The sequence below is a fragment of the Streptomyces canarius genome (genome assembly GCF_014650735.1).
GTDB lineage: Bacteria > Actinomycetota > Actinomycetes > Streptomycetales > Streptomycetaceae > Streptomyces > Streptomyces olivaceoviridis.
The window spans coordinates 23,066-42,042 of sequence record NZ_BMVN01000021.1; the positions used below are offsets into that span (position 1 = coordinate 23,066).

11 protein-coding genes are annotated in these 18,977 nt (G+C 72.2%); 4 read left to right on the plus strand and 7 right to left on the minus strand.

The window, feature by feature from the left end; translation table 11 throughout:
* Positions 1–352: 352 nt before the first annotated feature.
* A complete protein-coding gene (locus IE294_RS26775) occupies positions 353–5,299 on the plus strand; it encodes an NAD-glutamate dehydrogenase (RefSeq protein WP_189890281.1) in 4,947 nt (1,648 codons plus the stop codon).
* 248 nt (positions 5,300–5,547) lie between these two features.
* Entirely contained in the window at positions 5,548–6,942 is a 1,395-nt protein-coding gene (locus IE294_RS26780; protein ID WP_229917362.1) for a hypothetical protein, read from the plus strand.
* 39 nt (positions 6,943–6,981) lie between these two features.
* Here the strand turns inward: IE294_RS26780 and IE294_RS26785 are convergent, their stop codons facing one another.
* From IE294_RS26785 to IE294_RS26800, 4 genes are all read right to left on the minus strand, one after another.
* The gene (locus IE294_RS26785) at positions 6,982–8,646 is read right to left on the minus strand and encodes a glycosyltransferase family 2 protein (protein WP_189890282.1); all 1,665 of its coding nucleotides are present in this window, start codon (positions 8,644–8,646) and stop codon (positions 6,982–6,984) included.
* Entirely contained in the window at positions 8,643–10,853 is a 2,211-nt protein-coding gene (locus tag IE294_RS26790) for a CDP-glycerol glycerophosphotransferase family protein (protein WP_189890284.1), read from the minus strand. The genes IE294_RS26785 and IE294_RS26790 overlap by 4 nt, the downstream gene beginning before the upstream one ends.
* Before the next feature lie 102 nt (positions 10,854–10,955).
* Positions 10,956–11,855 carry an ABC transporter ATP-binding protein gene (locus IE294_RS26795; protein ID WP_189890286.1) on the minus strand — a complete coding sequence of 300 codons (900 nt, stop codon included), beginning with the start codon at positions 11,853–11,855 and terminating at the stop codon, positions 10,956–10,958.
* The gene (locus IE294_RS26800) at positions 11,848–12,762 is read right to left on the minus strand and encodes an ABC transporter permease (protein ID WP_189890288.1); all 915 of its coding nucleotides are present in this window, start codon (positions 12,760–12,762) and stop codon (positions 11,848–11,850) included. Before IE294_RS26800 ends, IE294_RS26795 begins: the two co-directional genes overlap by 8 nt.
* A gap of 203 nt (positions 12,763–12,965) precedes the next feature.
* Between IE294_RS26800 and IE294_RS26805 the strand changes: the two genes are divergently transcribed.
* Positions 12,966–13,604, plus strand: coding sequence for a TetR/AcrR family transcriptional regulator (locus IE294_RS26805; RefSeq protein ID WP_189813650.1), 639 nt, complete (start codon positions 12,966–12,968; stop codon positions 13,602–13,604).
* 212 nt (positions 13,605–13,816) lie between these two features.
* Here the strand turns inward: IE294_RS26805 and IE294_RS26810 are convergent, their stop codons facing one another.
* The gene (locus IE294_RS26810) at positions 13,817–15,433 is read right to left on the minus strand and encodes a glycosyltransferase family 2 protein (protein WP_189890429.1); all 1,617 of its coding nucleotides are present in this window, start codon (positions 15,431–15,433) and stop codon (positions 13,817–13,819) included.
* 66 nt (positions 15,434–15,499) lie between these two features.
* Positions 15,500–16,771, minus strand: coding sequence for a glycosyltransferase 87 family protein (locus IE294_RS26815; protein ID WP_189890290.1), 1,272 nt, complete (start codon positions 16,769–16,771; stop codon positions 15,500–15,502).
* A gap of 225 nt (positions 16,772–16,996) precedes the next feature.
* Between IE294_RS26815 and IE294_RS26820 the strand changes: the two genes are divergently transcribed.
* Entirely contained in the window at positions 16,997–18,481 is a 1,485-nt protein-coding gene (locus IE294_RS26820; protein WP_189890293.1) for a glycosyltransferase family 39 protein, read from the plus strand.
* Here IE294_RS26820 and IE294_RS26825 read toward each other — a convergent pair.
* On the minus strand, positions 18,429–18,893 hold the full coding sequence (locus IE294_RS26825) for a MarR family winged helix-turn-helix transcriptional regulator (protein WP_189890295.1): 465 nt from the start codon (positions 18,891–18,893) through the stop codon (positions 18,429–18,431). The two genes, IE294_RS26820 and IE294_RS26825, sit on opposite strands and share 53 nt — an antisense overlap.
* Positions 18,894–18,977 lie beyond the last annotated feature (84 nt).

Genomic DNA, 18,977 nt, shown 5'->3' on the forward strand with positions numbered 1-18,977 from the left:
TAGCCTTGTGGCGTGATCAGCGCGATATCTCGCGGGGGCGATCCTGCTCCTGCCCTGCGCCCGGGTTGCACGGAACACCTCCGTGACCGGGCCGCGGTCGCTGGTCCTCGCGGGCGGGACGGGGGCGCGGACGCCTCCAGGACGCCGAGTGCGGCCCGGGACACGGCGGTGCCGAGAGCAGCGTCACACTCCACGGACGTGCCGAGAATGGCCGAATTCCCCCCGCTCATCTCACCTCGCGGCATAGCGTCGGATCGGACCGGACACCCCGGGCCGTGGCGTCGAGCCGGAGGGAAAGAGACCGTACTTCCTTCTACGTCACGCAACGGCGCGCGACAGGAGCCAGAGGACAATGCAGACCAAGCTGGACGAAGCCAAGGCCGAGCTGCTCGAACGGGCCGCCCGGGTAGCTGAGAACAGCCCGGTCGGGGGGCACCTACCGACCGGGACGACGAGCGAGGGCACCCCCGGCACCCCGGACAGCGAATCCGTGCTCGCGTTCCTCCAGCGCTACTACCTGCACACCGCCCCGGAAGACCTCGCCGACCGCGACCCGGTCGACGTCTTCGGCGCCGCGGTCTCGCACTACCGTCTCGCCGAGACCCGCCCCCAGGGCACCGCGAACGTCCGGGTGCACACCCCGACGGTGGAGGAGAACGGGTGGACGTGCAGCCACACCGTCGTGGAGGTCGTCACCGACGACATGCCCTTCCTCGTGGACTCGGTCACCAATGAGCTGACCCGGCAGGGGCGCGGCATCCACGTCGTGATCCACCCGCAGTTCGTCGTGCGGCGGGACCTGACCGGCAAGCTGATCGAGGTGCTGCCGGCCCAGTCCGCCGGGCTCACCGGCGACCTCCCGCACGACACGCACGTCGAGTCCTGGATCCACGTCGAGATCGACCGCGAGACCGACCGCGCCGACCTGAAGCAGATCACCGCCGACCTGCTGCGCGTGCTGTCCGACGTCCGCGAGGCCGTCGAGGACTGGGAGAAGATGCGGGAGTCGGCGATCCGGATCGCCGACGGCCTGGAGGGCGAGCCCGTCCCCGGCGACCTGCCCGGGCCGGAGGCCGAGGAGGCCCGCGAGCTGCTGCACTGGCTGGCCGACGACCACTTCACCTTCCTCGGCTACCGCGAGTACCAGCTGCGCGACGACGACACGCTCGCCGCCGTGCCCGGCACCGGTCTCGGCATACTGCGTTCGGACCCGCACCACGCCGAGGACGACCAGCACCCGGTCAGCCCCTCCTTCGAGCGTCTCCCGGCGGACGCCCGGGCCAAGGCGCGCGAGCACAAGCTGCTCGTGCTGACCAAGGCCAACAGCCGGGCCACCGTGCACCGGCCGTCGTACCTGGACTACATCGGCGTCAAGAAGTTCGACGCGGACGGCAACGTCGTCGGTGAGCGGCGCTTCCTCGGTCTGTTCTCCTCCGCCGCGTACACGGAGTCCGTGCGCCGCGTTCCGGTCATCCGCCGCAAGGTGGACGAGGTGCTGGAGCGCGCTGGGTTCTCGCCCAACAGCCATGACGGCCGCGACCTGCTCCAGATCCTGGAGACCTACCCGCGCGACGAGCTGTTCCAGACGCCCGTCGCGGAACTCCAGTCCATCGCCACGAGCGTGCTCTACCTCCAGGAGCGCCGCCGGCTGCGGCTGTACCTGCGCCAGGACGAGTACGGCCGCTACTACTCGGCCCTCGTCTACCTCCCGCGCGACCGCTACACCACCGGTGTGCGCCTTCGGATCATCGACATCCTGAAGGAGGAGCTGGGCGGCATCAGCGTCGACTTCACCGCCTGGAACACCGAGTCGATCCTGTCCCGGCTGCACTTCGTCGTCCGGGTCCCGCCGGGCACCGAGCTGCCCGAGCTGTCGGACACCGACAAGGAGCGCATCGAGGTCCGCCTGGTCGAGGCGGCCCGCTCCTGGGCCGACGCGTTCGCCGAGGCGCTGACCGCCGAGTGCGGCGAGGAGCGCGCGGCCGAGGTGCTGCGCCGCTACAACAACGCCTTCCCCGAGGGCTACAAGGCAGACCACAGCCCGCGGGCCGCGGTCGCCGACCTGGTCCACCTGGAGCAGCTCAGCGAGGACAAGACCTTCTCGCTGAGCCTGTACGAGCCGGTGGGTGCCGCGCCCGAGGAGCGCCGCTTCAAGATCTACCAGAAGGGCGGCTCGGTCTCCCTCTCCAAGGTGCTGCCGGTGCTGAGCCGGCTCGGTGTCGAGGTCACCGACGAGCGGCCGTACGAGCTGCGCTGTGCGGACCGCACGACCGCCTGGATCTACGACTTCGGTCTGCGCATGCCCAGGGCGGCGGGCGGCGGGGAGTACCTCGGCGACGACGCCCGCGAGCGCTTCCAGGAGGCCTTCGCCGCGACCTGGACCGGCCAGGCCGAGAACGACGGCTTCAACGCGCTCGTGCTGAGCGCGGGGCTGACCTGGCGGCAGGCGATGGTGCTGCGCGCCTACGCCAAGTACCTGCGGCAGGCCGGCTCGACCTTCTCGCAGGACTACATGGAGGACACCCTCCGCAACAACGTCCACACCACCCGGCTCCTCGTCTCCCTGTTCGAGGCCCGGATGTCCCCGGAGCGGCAGCAGGCGGGTGTGGAGATCACCGACGCGCTGCTGGAGGAGCTGGACGCGGCCCTGGAGCAGGTGGCCAGCCTGGACGAGGACCGCATCCTGCGGTCCTTCCTGACCGTCATCAAGGCGACCCTGCGCACGAACTTCTTCCAGGACGCGTCCGGCGGCCGGCCGCACGACTACGTCTCCATGAAGTTCGACCCGCAGGCCATCCCGGACCTGCCCGCGCCGCGCCCGGCGTACGAGATCTGGGTGTACTCGCCGCGCGTGGAGGGCGTGCACCTGCGCTTCGGCAAGGTCGCCCGAGGGGGCCTGCGCTGGTCCGACCGGCGCGAGGACTTCCGTACCGAGATCCTCGGCCTGGTCAAGGCGCAGATGGTGAAGAACACCGTCATCGTGCCGGTCGGCGCCAAGGGCGGCTTCGTCGCCAAGCAGCTGCCCGACCCGAGCGTGGACCGCGACGCCTGGCTCGCCGAGGGCATCGCCAGCTACAAGACGTTCATCTCCGCGCTGCTCGACATCACCGACAACATGGTGGCCGGCGAGGTCGTGCCGCCGCGGGACGTGGTCCGGCACGACGGTGACGACACCTACCTGGTGGTCGCCGCGGACAAGGGCACCGCGACCTTCTCGGACATCGCCAACGAGGTCGCGAACACCTACAGCTTCTGGCTCGGCGACGCCTTCGCCTCCGGCGGCTCCGCCGGTTACGACCACAAGGGCATGGGCATCACCGCGCGCGGCGCCTGGGAGTCCGTCAAGCGGCACTTCCGCGAGCTGGGCGTGGACACGCAGAGCGAGGACTTCACGGTCGTCGGCATCGGCGACATGTCCGGTGACGTGTTCGGCAACGGCATGCTGCTGTCCGAGCACATCCGTCTGGTCGCCGCCTTCGACCACCGGCACATCTTCATCGACCCCACCCCGGACGCGGCCGTCTCCTACGCCGAGCGCCGCCGCCTGTTCGAGCTGCCCCGCTCCAGCTGGGCCGACTACAACACCGAGCTGCTGTCGGCGGGCGGCGGCATCTACCCGCGCACGGCCAAGTCGATCCCGCTCAACAGCCACATCCGCGAGGCGCTGGGCATCGAGGGCAAGGTCACCAAGATGACCCCGGCCGACCTGATGAAGACGATCCTCACGGCGCCGGTGGACCTGCTGTGGAACGGCGGCATCGGCACGTACGTGAAGGCGTCGTCGGAGTCGAACGGGGACGTCGGCGACAAGGCCAACGACGCCATCCGCGTCGACGGCCAGGACCTGCGGGTCAAGGTCGTCGGCGAGGGCGGCAACCTGGGCCTGACCCAGCTCGGCCGGATCGAGTTCGCCCTGCACGGCGGCAAGATCAACACCGACGCGATCGACAACAGCGCCGGTGTGGACACCTCCGACCACGAGGTGAACATCAAGATCCTGCTGAACGGCCTGGTCGCGGACGGCGACATGACCGTCAAGCAGCGCAACAAGCTGCTCGCCGAGATGACCGACGAGGTCGGCGCGCTGGTCCTGCGCAACAACTACGCGCAGAACACCGCCCTCGCCAACGCCCTGTTCCAGGCGAAGGACATGCTCCACGCCCAGCAGCGGTTCATCCGCCACCTGGTGCGCGAGGGCCACCTGGACCGGGCGCTGGAGTTCCTGCCCACCGACCGGCAGATCCGCGAGCGCCTCGCCCAGGGCCAGGGGCTGACCAGCCCGGAGACCGCCGTCGTGCTCGCGTACACGAAGATCACGGTCGCCGAGGAACTGCTGCACACCTCGCTGCCGGACGACCCGTACCTGCGCGGACTGCTGCACGCGTACTTCCCGACGGCGCTGCGCGAGCGGTTCGCCGACGCGATCGACAACCACCCGCTGCGCCGCGAGATCACCACGACCGTGCTGGTCAACGACACGGTCAACACGGGCGGTACGACGTATCTGCACCGGCTGCGTGAGGAGACCGGCGCCTCCCTGGAGGAGATCGTCCGCGCCCAGACCGCGGCCCGCGCGATCTTCCGTTCGGCGCCCGTGTGGGACGCCGTCGAGGGCCTGGACAACCAGGTCGACGCGGGCGTCCAGACCCGCATCCGCCTGCACTCGCGCCGCCTGGTCGAGCGCGGCACCCGCTGGCTGCTGAACAACCGGCCGCAGCCGCTCCAGCTCGCCGAGACGGTGGAGTTCTTCGCCGAGCGGGTCGAGCGGGTCTGGCAGGAGCTGCCGAAGCTGCTGCGCGGCGCGGACGTGGAGTGGTACCAGCACGTGTACGACGAGCTGTCCGCGGCCGGCGTCCCGGACGAACTCGCCACCCGCGTGGCCGGTTTCTCCTCCGCCTTCCCGACGCTCGACATCGTGTCGGTGGCCGACCGCATGGACAAGGAGCCGCTGGACGTCGCCGAGGTCTACTACGACCTCGCCGACCGGCTGGACATCACCCAGCTCATGGACCGCATCATCGAGCTGCCGCGCGCCGACCGCTGGCAGTCCATGGCCCGCGCCTCCATCCGTGAGGACCTGTACGCGGCGCACGCGGCCCTCACCGCGGACGTCCTCGCGGTGGGCAACGGCACCTCGACGCCGGAGCAGCGGTTCAAGGCGTGGGAGCAGAAGAACAGCGCGCTTCTGGGCCGTGCCCGCACCACGCTGGACGAGATCCGCAGCTCGGACTCGTTCGACCTCGCCAACCTGTCGGTGGCGATGCGCACGATGCGGACGCTGCTGCGGACGCACTCGTAGCCGTACGGCAAGGAAGGGCGCCCCGGGGAGACGGTCCCCGGGGCGCCCTTCTTCTTGCCCGTTTCTCGTCCGGAACGTGCGCCGAATTTACCTTTTCCTGCTCTTCGCGATGGTTCGGATAGGGTCGGCGTGTGCACACCGCGCCGTCTGACACCGAACAGGTGGGCCGTACGGCACCACCGGGAGGCTCCGCGTCGCGCGTGGGCCGTGAGCTGCCGCAGGTCGCCGCCGCGCTCGTCGTGGTGCTGATGTTGTGTGTCGTCGTCCGCCTGCCGTGGGCGGGCGACCTCGGCATGCACGCGGCTACGGTCCAGCGCTTCCGGCACAGCCTGCTGCATCCCGGCAACCCGCTGGTCGACGCCGACACGCCGAGCCCGTACCACTCGCCCTGGATGCTGTTGCTCGGCACCGTCGCCAAGCTGACGGGCCTGTCGGTCTTCGTGGTGCTGCGCCTGGCCGCGCTCACCGGGCTGGGCCTGCTGGTGACGGGCGTCCGACGCTACGTCCGTACGCTGAGCGGCCACCGCGCCGCCCCCGCGCTGGCCTTCCTGAGCCTGGTCCTCCTCTGGGGGCCGCTGCTGTTCAACTGGAGCGGCTTCCTCGGGCTGAACTCCCTCGCGCTGACGGTGTCGTACCCCAGCGTGTTCGCGCTCGGGCTCACCTTCCACTTCTGGGCCTGGCTGACGCGGACGGTGCGCGGGGAGGTGACGTGGGGCGCGTGCCTGGGGCTGGGTGCGCTGTGGGCGGTGATCCTGCTGTGCCACCAGTTCACCGGCGTGGTGGCCTCGTTGGGCGGGCTGGCGATGGTGCTCGCGGCGCGGCCGGCGCGCGGGGTGCTGCTCCGGCTGGGCACCGGGTTGCTCCTGGGCCTGCTGGTGCTGTGGCTCTGGCCGTACTACGACTTCTTCGCGCTGTTCTCCGCGGGCGCGGACCTGGAGGCCGTCCACCGGCCGCTGTACCAGCACCTGGCCGGGCGGTTCGGGCTGGTGCTGCTCGGGGTGGTGGCGCTGGGCCTCCGCCTGCGCAGGGACCACCGCGACCCCCTCGCCCTCTTCTTCCTGTTCGGCGCGCTGGTGTTCGCGGCGGGGGGCCTGACCGGCCACTACTCCTGGGGCCGCGCCCTGCCCGCCGCGCTGATCCCGGCGCAGCTCGCGGCGGCGCTGGAGGCGGTGTCGGCGGGGCGGGACCTGGTGCGGCGGGGGTGGGCGTGCGTGCTGCTCGCCGCGCTGGCGGTGGGGGCGTGGACGCAGGCCGGGACACTCGGGTACGCGGTGCCGCGGGGCGCGCTGCCCGGGGTGGTCGCGGCGAAGTACCGGACGCCGTGGGCGGGTTACCAGTGGATCATGCGGGCGGGGGTGCGGTACGGGGACGTGGTGATGGCGCGCAGGTTCCCGGCCCGGCAGATCCCCGCGTACGGTCCGTACACCGTGGCGCCCGGGTACCCGGATTTCTTCCTTCCGGACGCCGGGCGGAGGGAGGCCGCGGTGGAGCGGTACTTCTCGCCGGCGGCGGGCGTCGCGGAACGGCGGGGGATCCTGCGGGAGTACGGGGTGAAGTGGGTCGTGGGGGGCAGCGAGGCACCGTGGCTCCACAGGACGGCCGTCGGTCCGGGCGGCCAGATCCTGTACCGAGTGGTCCCCTGAGCCGCTCACGAGAACCCCGACGGCGCTGGAACCCCCCCGTTACTTCAGCACACTGGCCACCAGCCGCGCGGCGTTCCGGACGCGGGGCCGGGCCAGACGGCGGATGACGGGCCGGGTGATCCGGGCCGTCACCCCCACCGGACGCCAGCGGAGCTGGAGGCGGCCGGGGTTGCGGCCTTCCGGTTCGACGGTGAGTTCGTGCGGGGCCGCCCCGGAGTGGTAGTCGATGCGGGCGGTGCGGGTCGGGAAGTCCAACGGGGCCAGCAGCAGACCGGAGTTGGACAGGCCCTGCTGGTCCAGGCGGACCAGGGGGTGTCGTACGCCCTGGAATCCGTGGAGCGGGACCGGCGCGGACACGAGGTCGAGGTGGACCGTGCCCTCGAAGACGCCGGGGCGGACCGGGTCCAGACGGAAGGGGACCGTCATGCGGCGTCGGCCGGGGCTCAGGAGCAAGGACGCGCGCTGGGGCCCGACCGGCAGGCGCAGGCCGGGGTCGTAGGTGCGGATCGCCAGGGTCAGGGTCGCCCCCGCCCCGGGCGTCAGCTCCGTGATCTCATGACGGAACAGGGCGGCCGGGAACGGCCGGGTGTCCAACTCCAGCTCGGACACGTCCAGTTCGCGGCGGGCGCGATCCGTCGGGGGCACGGTGTCCCCCCAGTACGGGACCCCCGTACCGTCGGCCGTCACCCGCCGCGGTGCCACCGCGTGCCCCAGTCCGCGCGCCGCCAGCCGGGCCTCGGCCGGGCGGCCGTCCCGCAGCAGCTCCAGCACCACCCGCTCGGCGCGCGGCAGCCGGCCGTACGCCTCGGGGGAGAGCGTGTCCAGGTACGGGTTCATGATCTCCGCGAAGGACGTCAGCCACTCCTCGTCCCGGTACGGCAGGTCACCGGCGTACATCCGGAAGTCGTGCTTGAGGAACTTGTAGTCCTTGTCCTCCCGCAGCCCCGCGTGCCCGCTGCTCACCAGGAACTCGTCGATCAGCCGCTGGACGTGCACGCGGTCGGCGACGTTGGAGATCTTGTGCCGCTGGTTGGAGATGGACGCGGAGGACGCGTCCGCGAACGGCTCGATGTACCAGACGTACACCGGGTCCGGGATGATCGTGAACGCCTCCGCCAGGCAGTACGCCTGCGCCGAGAACAGCTGGTCCTCGTAGTGGATGCCCTCGGGGAAGCGGAGCTGGTGCCGGTCGAGGAAGGCACGCGCGTACATCTTGCTCGTCGACAGGTGCTCGAAGAGGAGACGCGGGTCCGCCTCGATGCCCTCCAGCGTGCGGCGCTCGGCCACCAGGTGCGGCATCCAGGTCGAGCGGCGGCCGTTGTCCACCCGGACCCGGCGGACCGCGCCCATGGTGAAGTCGACGTCCCGCTCGCGGTGCGCGGCGAGCAGCGACTCGACGGCGCGCGGCGGGAGTTCGTCGTCGCTGTCGAGGAACATCAGGTACGGCGCCCGCGCGATCTCGATGGCCCGGTTGCGCGGGGCGCTGCACCCGCCGCTGTTCTCGGGCAGCCGGATGTAGCGGATGCGGTGGTCCTGGGCCGCCAGCTCCCGGGCCACCGTGGGGGTCTCGTCCGTCGAGTGGTCGTCGCTGATGACGATCTCGATGTTCGCGTGGGTCTGCGCGCGCAGCGAGGCGACCGCGCGGGGCAGGCGGGCCGCGTCGTTGTAGACGATGACCGTGACCGTGACGTCGGGGCGGGTCATGCCGTGGCCTCCTCGGGCGTCGGGGCGGGGGTGCGGTCCTCGACGGGGAGCACGGGCGGCAGCGCGTCCTCCGGTTCGCCCAGGAACACCCGGCGTACGACCCGTTCGGCGGCGCGCCCGTCGTCGTACTCGCAGAACCGGCGCCGGAACGCGGCCCGCGCCTTGGCCGCGCTCTCGTCGCGCCAGGCGCCGGAGAGGAAGACCTCGGCCAGCTCCTCCTGGGTGCGGGCGACCTGGCCGGGGTGCTCGGCCATCAGGTCGAAGTAGACACCGCGGGTGGTCCGGTACGTCTCCCAGTCGTCGGCGTAGACCACGATCGGCCGGTTCAGGTTGGCGTAGTCGAACATGATCGACGAGTAGTCCGTGACCAGCGCGTCGGCGGCCAGGCACAGCTCCTCGACGGGGTCGTAGGAGGAGACGTCGATGATCCGGCCGGAGCGGCGCAGGCCGGTCAGCGGGGAGGCGGCGCCGCCGTAGAAGTAGTGGGCGCGGACGAGGAGGACGGTGTCGTCGCCGAGGCGGTCGGCGAGGGCGGCGAGGTCGAGGCGGGGGGTGTAGCCGGCCTCGTAGTCGCGGTGGGTGGGGGCGTACAGGACGGCGGTCCTGCCCGGGGCGATGCCGAGGCGGTCGCGGGCCGCGCGGACGTCCGCGGCGGTGGCCGTGTAGAAGACGTCGTTGCGCGGATAGCCGTGGTCCAGGGACGTGTAGCGGGACGGGTAGGCGCGTTCCCACATACGGGTGGAGTGGCTGTTGGCGCTGACGCTGTAGTCCCACTTGTCGACCCGGGTCAGCAGGGCGGCGAAGTCCAGGCCCTTGGCGGCGGCCGGGTGGTCCATCTGGTCCAGGCCCATCCGCTTGAGCGGGGTGCCGTGGTGGGTCTGGAGGTGGACGGCGTCCGGGCGTTTGACCACCGCGTTCGGGAAGTTGACGTTGTTCGTCAGGTACTTGGCGGTGGCGAGGGTCTCCCAGTAGCGGCGGGTGCCGGGGACGACGTGGTCGGTGCCGGGCGGCAGCAGGGCCTCGCTCTGCTTGTTCACCACCCACACCGGGCGGATGTGCGGGGCGAGTTCGGCGAGCTTGGCGGCGATGGCGGCCGGGTTGCAGGCCACGCCGCGGTCCCAGTAGGCCGCGAACACGGCGAGGTTCGGGTCCACCGGGCGGCTCAGGGCGCGCTGGTACTGGTGGTCGCGGATCCTGGTGCTCAGCTGCCGCTTGCGGGTGCGTACGGCCTTGCGGGCGGTGCGGCGGGTGCGGTTGGCGGCCTGGAACGCGCGGTACTTGGTGTACGCGCCCTCCTCCAGCAGCGCGTGCCGGACGCCCTCCAGGCCCGCCGGGCGCCGGTGGTCCTCGGGGCGCCAGCGGACCGCGGCCACGGAGGCGCGGCGGAAGAACTCGCGGGCCACCGGGTCGGGCAGCTCCTCGCGGGCGAAGGTGCGGATGAGGTCGCGCACCATCAGGTCGTACAGCACCGCGCGGGGGGCGCGGCGGTCCTTGGTGAGCGGCAGCAGGGACTCGTAGCGGTCGATGAGCCGGAGCCGGTCCTCGGGGGAGCGCTGCGGCAGGCTCTCGGGGCGCAGCACGCGGTGCTCGTACGCCGTCTGGTTGAGGCAGGCGACCCGGCCGGCGTACAGCAGGGCCGCGTGGGCGGCGCGCGGCTCGTCGTCGGTGTTCAGCCGTTCCCCGTGGGCGCGCCAGAACGCGGTGCGCAGGGCGCGGTTGCCCAGCAGCGGGGTGAGTCGCAGCAGGTCGGCGGCCTCGTCCAGGGGCCGGCCCGCCCGGCCGACGGCGGCGAGGTGGCGGCCGTCGCGGGAGGGTCTGGCGGCGGTCTGCCAGGTGGTGGTGACGTGGTCGAAGAGGAGGACGTCGACCGGTTCGGCGCAGGTGGTGGCGTCCAGTTCGGCGGTCCGCTCGGCGATCAGGCGGGGCGCGCCGGCCGGCAGGCCGTCCTTGGCGTGGACGAAGTGCAGCCAGCGGCCGGACGCCCGGGCGGCGCCGGCCGCCCGGGCCGCCGGGTCGCCGGTGCCGTCCGGCAGCGGGACGACGATCGTCTCCAGTGCGTGGTGCTCGGCCGTCTCCAGGGCCCAGTCGCCGACGGCGGCGACGATCACCTCGACGTCGGTGAGGGGGTGGGCCTCCAAGGAGTCCAGCAGATCGGTCAGATGCCCCTGTGCGTTCGGCCCGTGGACGATCACGCTCAACTGGGGCATCGCGATGGACTCCTTCGACTCGTCGTCTCCCGGTGCACCCTTCATAACATACTGTCATTAAGAGGATGAAAGGGATAACTACGGTTGGCGTAAGAGCTGCGCTCAGGAAGGAAGACCGACTTTCGGGGCGTCCGGTTGCGGTGTGTCCGCGTTTGTGGCGGCCGGCTTCGCTTTTGCGGCATCCGCTTTCGGCGCGGGCTTCTTCGGGGCCGGTTTCTTGTCGCCGGTGAACGCCTCGTACTCCTTCATGACGTCCTCGGTCGGCCCGTCCATGCGCAGCTCGCCGCGTTCCAGCCACAGGACCCGCTCGCAGGTGTCACGGATCGACTTGTTGTTGTGGCTGACCAGGAAGACCGTGCCCGCGTGCTGCCGCAGCTCGCGGATGCGCGCCTCGGAGCGCTTCTGGAAGGAGCGGTCGCCGGTGGCCAGCGCCTCGTCGATCAGCAGGACGTCGTGGTCCTTGGCGGCGGCGATGGAGAAGCGCAGGCGCGCCGCCATGCCGGAGGAGTACGTGCGCATCGGCAGGGTGATGAAGTCGCCCTTCTCGTTGATCCCCGAGAAGTCGACGATGTCCTGGTAGCGCTCCTTGATCTGCTCCCGGGACATGCCCATGGCGAGCCCGCCGAGGAAGACGTTCCGCTCACCCGTGAGGTCGTTCATCAGGGCCGCGTTGACGCCCAGCAGGGAGGGCTGGCCGTCGGTGTAGATACGCCCGTTCTCCACCGGGAGCAGGCCCGCGACCGCCTTCAGCAGGGTCGACTTGCCGGAGCCGTTCGTCCCGATGAGCCCGATCGCCTCCCCCTTGTGGGCGACGAACGACACCTTCTTCACCGCGTGCACCTTGCGCACGCCGGCCGCCTTCTCGGTCTGCTTGCGACGGAGGATGCGGTTGAGGGCGGCGGTGGCGGAGCCCCGCCCGGCGCCGGTGCCGTTCACCCGGTAGACGATGTCGACGCGGTCGGCGACGACGGTGGGGACCTTCTCTTCGCTGCGCTCAGCCACGGCCGTACGTCTCCTCAGCCTTCCAGAAGTAGATGAAGCCGCCGATGCCCGCGGCCAGGGCCCAGCCGATCGCCGCCGCCCACACGTGCGGGGGCAGCTGGCTCGCGTGGAAGCTGTCGATCAGCGCGAACCGCATGAGGTCGAGGTAGACGGCGGCCGGGTTGATCTCCAGCAGGACGGTGACGATGTGCGGCAGGTCGTCCTTGTCGGCCAGCTTGTCGATGCTCCACATCACGCCGGACACGTACATCCAGGTGCGCAGCACGAACGGCATCAGCTGGGCGATGTCCGGGGTCTTCGCGCCCATGCGCGCCATGACCATCGACACGCCGGCGTTGAACGTGAACTGGAGCGCCAGGGCCGGCAGGGCCAGCACCCAGGAGGCGGAGACCGGCACGCCGAAGCAGAGCAGGATGACGACCAGCGCTGCCATCGAGAACAGCAGCTGCTGGAGCTGCTGGAGCGCGAAGGAGATCGGCAGGGCGGCGCGCGGGAAGTGCAGGGCGCGGACCAGGCCGAGGTTGCCGGAGATCGCGCGGGTGCCCGCCATGATCGAGCTCTGCGTGAAGGTCCAGATGAACACGCCCGTGACCAGGAACGGCACGTAGTCGGGCACGTTGTGCTTGGTGCCGAGCAGCACGCCGAAGATGAAGTAGTAGACCGCCGCGTTCAGCAGCGGGGTCATGACCTGCCAGACCTGGCCGAGCTTCGCCTGGCTGTACTGCGCGGTGAGCTTGGCGGTGGCGAAGGCGCCGATGAAGTGGCGGCGGGCCCACAGCTGGCGGACGTACTCCGGCAGGGTGGGGCGGGCGCCGCTGACCGACAGGCCGTGCCGGGCGGCCAGCGCCGCGAGATCGTCGTCTGCCGGGGCCCGGGTGGGGGGCGGTGTGTGGAGGACCTGGCTCACATCCGCTGCTTTCGCTCGGGGGGAGGGGGGTGCTGCGCCCGGCTTTCGCCGGACCGCCGCGTCCGTGCCCGTCGTCCGGCGTTTCCTTACGCTTCTCTTCACGTTCTCTTACGTCGGGACGGGACCGTATCGTCGCAACGCGAGCGTAGGCGCAACAGACGTCGGAACGCAACCGTTTCGTCGTAACGCCCTATGCTGTGGGTATGACGACGAACGCCGCCGAGTCCGCCGACGAGCCACCGGCGCGTCCGCGCCGTCGGGCGCCCGCCGGGGCGGCCGTGCTCCGGGAGGACGTGACCGAGGCGATCCGCGCCGCCGTCTTCGAGGAACTGGCGGCCGTCGGTTACGCGCGCATGTCCATCGAGGGGATCGCCCGGCGGGCCGGGGTCGGCAAGACGGCGGTCTACCGGCGGTGGCGTTCGAAGCTCCACCTGGTCCTGGACGTCGTCTCGGCGATGGCGGTGACCGGGTTCCCGGTGCCCGACACCGGCTCCCTGGAGGGTGACCTGCGGCTCCTCTACGAGCTCACGTCCCGCGCCCTGCGCCATCCGGTCGCGTCCCAGATCATCCCCGACCTCCAGGCCGAGGCGGCCCGCAATCCCGAGATCGCGGAGGCCTTCCAGAAGGCGCTGCGGGACGGGCAGGAAGGGGTCGCGAGCAGGATCGTGGCGGCGGCCGAGGGGCGGGGCGAGGTCCGCGCGGGCATCGATCCCGACCTGGCCCTGGACCTGATCTCCGGGCCGCTGTACTGGCGCTCGGTGGTCATCCGCTCCCCGAAACCGCCGAAGGGGTACCTGGAGAAGCTGGCGCGGGCGACGGCGGGTGCGCTGAAGGCGCTGTGAGGCGCTGAGGCGCCCCGAAGGGGTGCGGGGCGTACGGCCCCGGGCCCCGGCGGCGGGTCTCCTGCGACCGGGCCGCCTCCGGATGCCGCCGTACCCGGCCCTCCCGCGCCGACGCGATCATGCCGTCCGTACGATGTGCGCCCCGCTGTGTCCGGCGCCGCCGGTGGTCAGCCAGGCCGTCCGCGGCCACCCCTCGCCGGTCGGCCCGTGTCTCAGTGGAGCAGGCGGCGGAGCCGGCCGCGGACCACGGTCAGCAGGCCGTGGAGCCCGGTGGCCACCCGCAGGGCCAGTGCGCCGGAGTGCGTGGCGTACGGCTGTGCCAGGAGCACGCCGTGCAGGGCGCTCGGCACGGCGCGCCGGCGCAGCAGGCCCGCGCCCGCGAGGGCGTGCGCCGTGGTCTCGCGCCGGGTGCCGTCCGGGAAGCGGAGGGTCAGGCGCAGGTCCCAGGTGCCCGAGCCGAGCCCCGCCAGGTCGACGGGCACCTCGGCGGACCAGCTGTCCGGGCCGGAGGGCGTGAGTGCCACCGTCGTGCGCCCGCGCCCGCGCTCGTCCTCGCGCGCGTGCCACGCCACGTCCACCTCGGGCGGGCCCGCCTCGGCCACCTTCCCGTACAGCTCGTGCAGCCTCAGGCGCAGCACCGAGGCCCGCGCGCGGGGGCGCAGTTCCGCGTCGACCGCGAGCGGCAGCGCGGCGACGGGCCGGGTCAGCAGGGGGCGCAGACCTACCTCGGGGAGGTCGGCGGACCAGACCGGGTCGCCCTCGGGGGTACGGGCGTACGGCGGGAGCAGGCGCGCCGGGCGGGCGGCGAGTTCGCGCAGGCGGGGCAGGTCACGCGGCTCGGGGGAGGCCAGGACGACCCGCGCGAGCAGTCGGCCGGGGGCGTCGGGGTCCAGCTCCCGGCCGGCCGCGTCGTAGCGCGCGAGGTACGCCCGGGTGTGCTCCCACCAGGCACGCCGGTAGGGCGCCTCGCGCAACCCCAGCTCGCGCGCGTACATGCGCACGTCGTGGTCGAGGAACTTGGCGCGTGCCGCCCGCGCCAGCTCCTTCTGCCCGGCGCCCAGCAGGATGTCGTACGCCAGCGCGCACGCCTGGACGCGCGCCGTCCAGTTCTCGATGCCGCCCCGGTCCAGCGAGAGCGACAGCCGCCCGGCCGACCGGCGTACCTGCCACACGTACACGCGGTCCGGTACCAGCGCCATGCGCGGGGACGCGGCCAGCACGCGCGCGGTGAAGACGAAGTCCTCGTAGAGGAAGCGGCCCTCGGGGAAGCGGATGCCGTGGTCGCGCAGGAAGTCGGTGCGGTACAGCTTGTTGACGCACAGCGTGTCGTGGACCAGCCGGGGGTGCTGCGCGGGGCGCGCGAGGACGCAGTGCGCCGTGTACAGGGGCGCCTGCCAGGGCTGTTCGCGCCCCGACGGCAGCTCCCGGCGCACACACAGACCGCTCGCGACCTGGGCGCGCGCGTCCGTGGCCGCCGCCAGCAGCGCGTCCACCGCGCCGGGCGGCAGCACGTCGTCGCTGTCCAGGAACATCACGTACGGCGCGGTCGCCGCGTCGATCCCGGTGTTGCGCGGACTGCCGCAGCCGCCGCTGTTCACGCTCCGGCGCACCACCCGCAGCCGTGGCTCACCGGCGGCCAGCCCGGTGAGCAGTGCGTCGCTGCCGTCCGTGGAGCAGTCGTCCACGGCGATCACCTCGGCGACCGCGGGCCCCTGCGCCAGCGCCGAGCGGACGGCCTCGCCCACATGGGCGCGGTCGTTGTAGCCGATGACGACCACGGCGACCTGGGCCACCGGTGCCGGATGCTGGTCTCGCGGTTCTGGATGCATGGAGTCCACGGGCCGGGAGCGTAGAAAGATTCGGCAAGACGCCGTTGAGAGGCGCTTGGTGCTCGTTCAAGAGATGGTGAGTACTCGCTCCGCAAGACGGTCGGAACCGGGCCGGGGTTGCGTCCGCGGTACCGACTTCTCGGCCGGTGGCCGCGTGGACCGCCACAGCCGTACGAAGGACAGCACGGCGGCGGCCGTCAGCAGCCCGTTCCGGGACAGCATCAGCAGGCATCCGGTCCAACTGCCGTCGATCACCTCGCGGTAGTGCATCGGGAACGCGACCGTGCTCAGCGCGGAGGCCAGGAGGATCAGCACCGCCACCGGCCGCTGGCCGGTGTGCCGCGAGGTCAGGCACACGGCGGCCAGCCCGATCAGCCAGATCATGTACTGGGGGCTGATGACCCGGCTGGTGACCGTGAACAGCAGCACCGCGCTCAGCGCCGCGTCGTACGGCGTCGCCGCGCTCCAGTGCCGCGCCCGCACCCGCCACAGCACCAGCAGCCCGAAGGCGACCGCCGTCAGCGCCAGCGAGGCGGTCGCGACGGCGTGCACATGGGGGCCGGTCATCTCCATCGCGCCGTACTGGTAGCGGACCCGGCCCGGCCAGCCGAAGTGCCGGGCCAGATTGAGCGCCGTACCGCCGAGCGACTCGATCTGCACGCCCCGGCCGCCCTGCTCCCGCAGGAAGGACAGCGGATGCGTGAAGAGGGCCGCGAGCACGGCCAGGCACGCGACCCCGGCCCACGCCCCCCACGCCCACGCCGTGCGGGTCGGCCGGCCCCGGGGCGTGCCCAGCAGCACCAGCGCCGGCCACACCTTCACCAGCGCGCCCAGTGCCGCGAGCACACCGCCCGCGCGCGGGGAGCGCGCCGAGGCCAGCAGGGACAGCACGGCCAGGGCGGTGACCTGGACGTCGTACCGGGCGAGCGGCATGTGCAGCAGCAGCGGCAGACCGCCGGTCCACAGGGCCGCGCCGAGCAGGCTCCGCCCGGGCCGGGTGCCCGCGCGGAGCAGCGCGAGCGCGGTCAGCGCGTCCACGGCCAGCGTGAGCGCCACGAACGCCTCGAAGTACGTCAGGCCCGGCAGCAGGCCCGGCGCCAGCAGCACCGCGCCCGCGCCCGGCGGGTACTGCCACAGCGTGTCGTGCACCGGGAAGGAACCGTGCGTGAGGACGCCGTACCAGTGGAAGTACAGCCGCCACACCTCACGGGTCACCGAACCGCCGCCCAGCAGCCGGGCGCCGCCGTGGACGAGCAGCCACAGCATCAGGGCGCGGGTGGTGAGCCACAGGACGGCGAGGGTGAGGACCGGGCCGGGGGTGACACGGAGACGGTTCATCACATGGGAGCCTAAGCGGTACGGATGGTGTATTGATGCTGATACGCCGTCAAGGGCTGCAAATATTGGCTAATCGCAAGAGATCGGGCCATGGTGAACGTCGGGCTTCCTGCGAAACCGCAGTCGCGTCGGGCGGCTGGAACGACCACGGACGTACCGACAGGTGCAACGAGCCACCCCCCGCACGGGGCACTGGGGCACACCCGTCTCCACCGGGCCGCCGTCGTGGGCGTGCCCGCGCTGGTGATGCTCGCGCTCGGGCTCTGGGGCCTGGACCGGGGCGGCATGTGGCGCGACGAGGCCGTCAGCTTCCAGGTCGGACGCCGTACGGTGCCGCGGATCTGGCTCCTGCTGCACGACGTGGACGCGGTGCACGGCCTGTACTACCTGCTGCTGCGGCCCGTCCTCGCCGTCCATCCCGGGGAGGTCGCCCTCCGGCTGCCGTCGGTGTGCGCGGCGACCGTCACGGCGGCTCTGGTCGCCGCCCTCGGCGCCCGGCTGGCCCGGCCGCGGGTCGGTCTGTGGGCCGGGCTGCTCTACGCCGTCGCGCCGATGGCCGGCCACTACGCGCAGGAGGGCCGCTCCTACGCCCTGGTCGCGGCCGGCGCCACCGCGGCGACCCTGCTGTTCGTCCGGGCCGTGCGGGACGGGTCGTGGTGGCCGTACGGCGCGGTCCTCGGACTCACCTGCTGGCTCCACGAGTTCGCGGTGCTGCTGCTCCCCGCCCACGCGGTGTCGCTGGCGCTGGCCAGGGCCGGGGCGCGGGTGTGGCGGGGGTGGGGGAGCGCGGCGGCGGCGGTCGTGGCCGCGCTGGTGCCGATGGTGGTGGTCTCGCGGGGGCAGTCGGCGCAGCTGGCCTGGTTGCGCACGCCTACGGCGGATACAGCGGAAAGGTTGCTGCGGAGGTTTCTGGGGCCGACGGACGAGGTGTTCTGGGTGTGTCTCGCGCTGGCCGTGGTGGGGCTGGTCGGGTTGGTGGGGCGGCGGGGCGAACCGACGTGTGCGGGGGTGGCGCTGCCGCTGGTGGTGGTGCCGCCGGTGGTGCTGATGCTGGCGTCCCAGTTCTCACCGCTGTATGTCGACCGGTACGTGCTCTACGCGCTGTCGGGGGCGCCGTTGCTCGTGGCGTCGGGGGCCGAGCGGGTGGCGGGGGTGGTCGGACGGCGTCCGCTCCTTCAGTCCCCCTCCGTCCCCCTCGCCGGCGTCCTCGCCATCGCCCTCTCCCTCCTCCACCAGTTCCCCCTCCTCCAGGAGGACCGCGATCCCCGGAGCCGGCCGGATGATCTCGGTGCCGTCTCCCGCGCGGTCGCGCGCAAGGTGGAGCCCGGCGATCCCGTGCTCTTCCTGCCGGCGTCGACGCGGAACGTGGCGCTCACGTACCCGGGGGCGTTCCGGGGGACGCGGGACGTGGCGCTGGTGGCGGGGGCCGCCGGGTCCGGGACGTTGTACGGGCGGGAGGCCGGTCCGGCGGAGGTGCGGCGCAGACTGGCGCGGGTGGACCGGGTGTGGGTCGTCGCGGACCGGAAGCTGCTCGCCGGCCGCGGGGCCCCGGGCAGTCCCGTCGAGCGGGCGAAGACCGACGTGCTGGGGCGGGAGTTCCTCGGCCAGGACGAAGTCGTGCGGGGCGGGGTGACCGTACGGCTGTACGTCCGCCCGGTCAGCCCGCTGCTCGCGCCTCAGCCTCCGCCGCCGCGTCCAGGGCCGTCGTGAGCCGCTCCAGGCGGGCGTGCAGGTCGACGACCTCCGTCAGGTCCAGGCCGGTCGACGACATGATCCGCCGGGGCACCTCCAGGGCCCGCTCGCGCAGTGCCGTGCCCTCCTCGGTGAGGTGGACCCGGACCGAGCGCTCGTCCTGCGCGCTGCGCTCGCGCCGCACCAGACCGGCCCCCTCCAGCCGCTTGACGAGCGGGGACAGCGTGCCGGAGTCGAGCCGCAGCCGTTCGCCGAGCTTCTTGACCGGCAGGTCGCCCTGTTCCCACAGGACCAGCATCACCAGGTACTGGGGGTAGGTCAGCCCGAGGTCCTTGAGGATCAGGCGGTAGACGCTGTTGAAGGCGCGGGACGCCGCGTGCAGCGAGAAGCAGATCTGGCGGTCCAGTCGCAGCCACTCCGTGTCGGTCATGGGTCCATGGTAGCTCTTGCGGTCGATTTAGTTGTGCGCAACTCAGTTGTGTGCTCTACTTGTGCTCGCAACGAACCGAACACC

Excerpts from the sequence above, each read along its gene's own strand:
- IE294_RS26815 (WP_189890290.1), bottom strand. The coding sequence starts at position 16,771 with ATGAACCGTCTCCGTGTCACCCCCGGCCCGGTCCTCACCCTCGCCGTC.
- IE294_RS26780 (WP_229917362.1), top strand. The coding sequence starts at position 5,548 with ATGTTGTGTGTCGTCGTCCGCCTGCCGTGGGCGGGCGACCTCGGCATG.
- IE294_RS26805 (WP_189813650.1), top strand. The coding sequence starts at position 12,966 with ATGACGACGAACGCCGCCGAGTCCGCCGACGAGCCACCGGCGCGTCCG.
- IE294_RS26825 (WP_189890295.1), bottom strand. The coding sequence starts at position 18,893 with ATGACCGACACGGAGTGGCTGCGACTGGACCGCCAGATCTGCTTCTCG.
- IE294_RS26775 (WP_189890281.1), top strand. The coding sequence starts at position 353 with ATGCAGACCAAGCTGGACGAAGCCAAGGCCGAGCTGCTCGAACGGGCC.
- IE294_RS26785 (WP_189890282.1), bottom strand. The coding sequence starts at position 8,646 with ATGACCCGCCCCGACGTCACGGTCACGGTCATCGTCTACAACGACGCG.
- IE294_RS26790 (WP_189890284.1), bottom strand. The coding sequence starts at position 10,853 with ATGCCCCAGTTGAGCGTGATCGTCCACGGGCCGAACGCACAGGGGCAT.
- IE294_RS26810 (WP_189890429.1), bottom strand. The coding sequence starts at position 15,433 with ATGCATCCAGAACCGCGAGACCAGCATCCGGCACCGGTGGCCCAGGTC.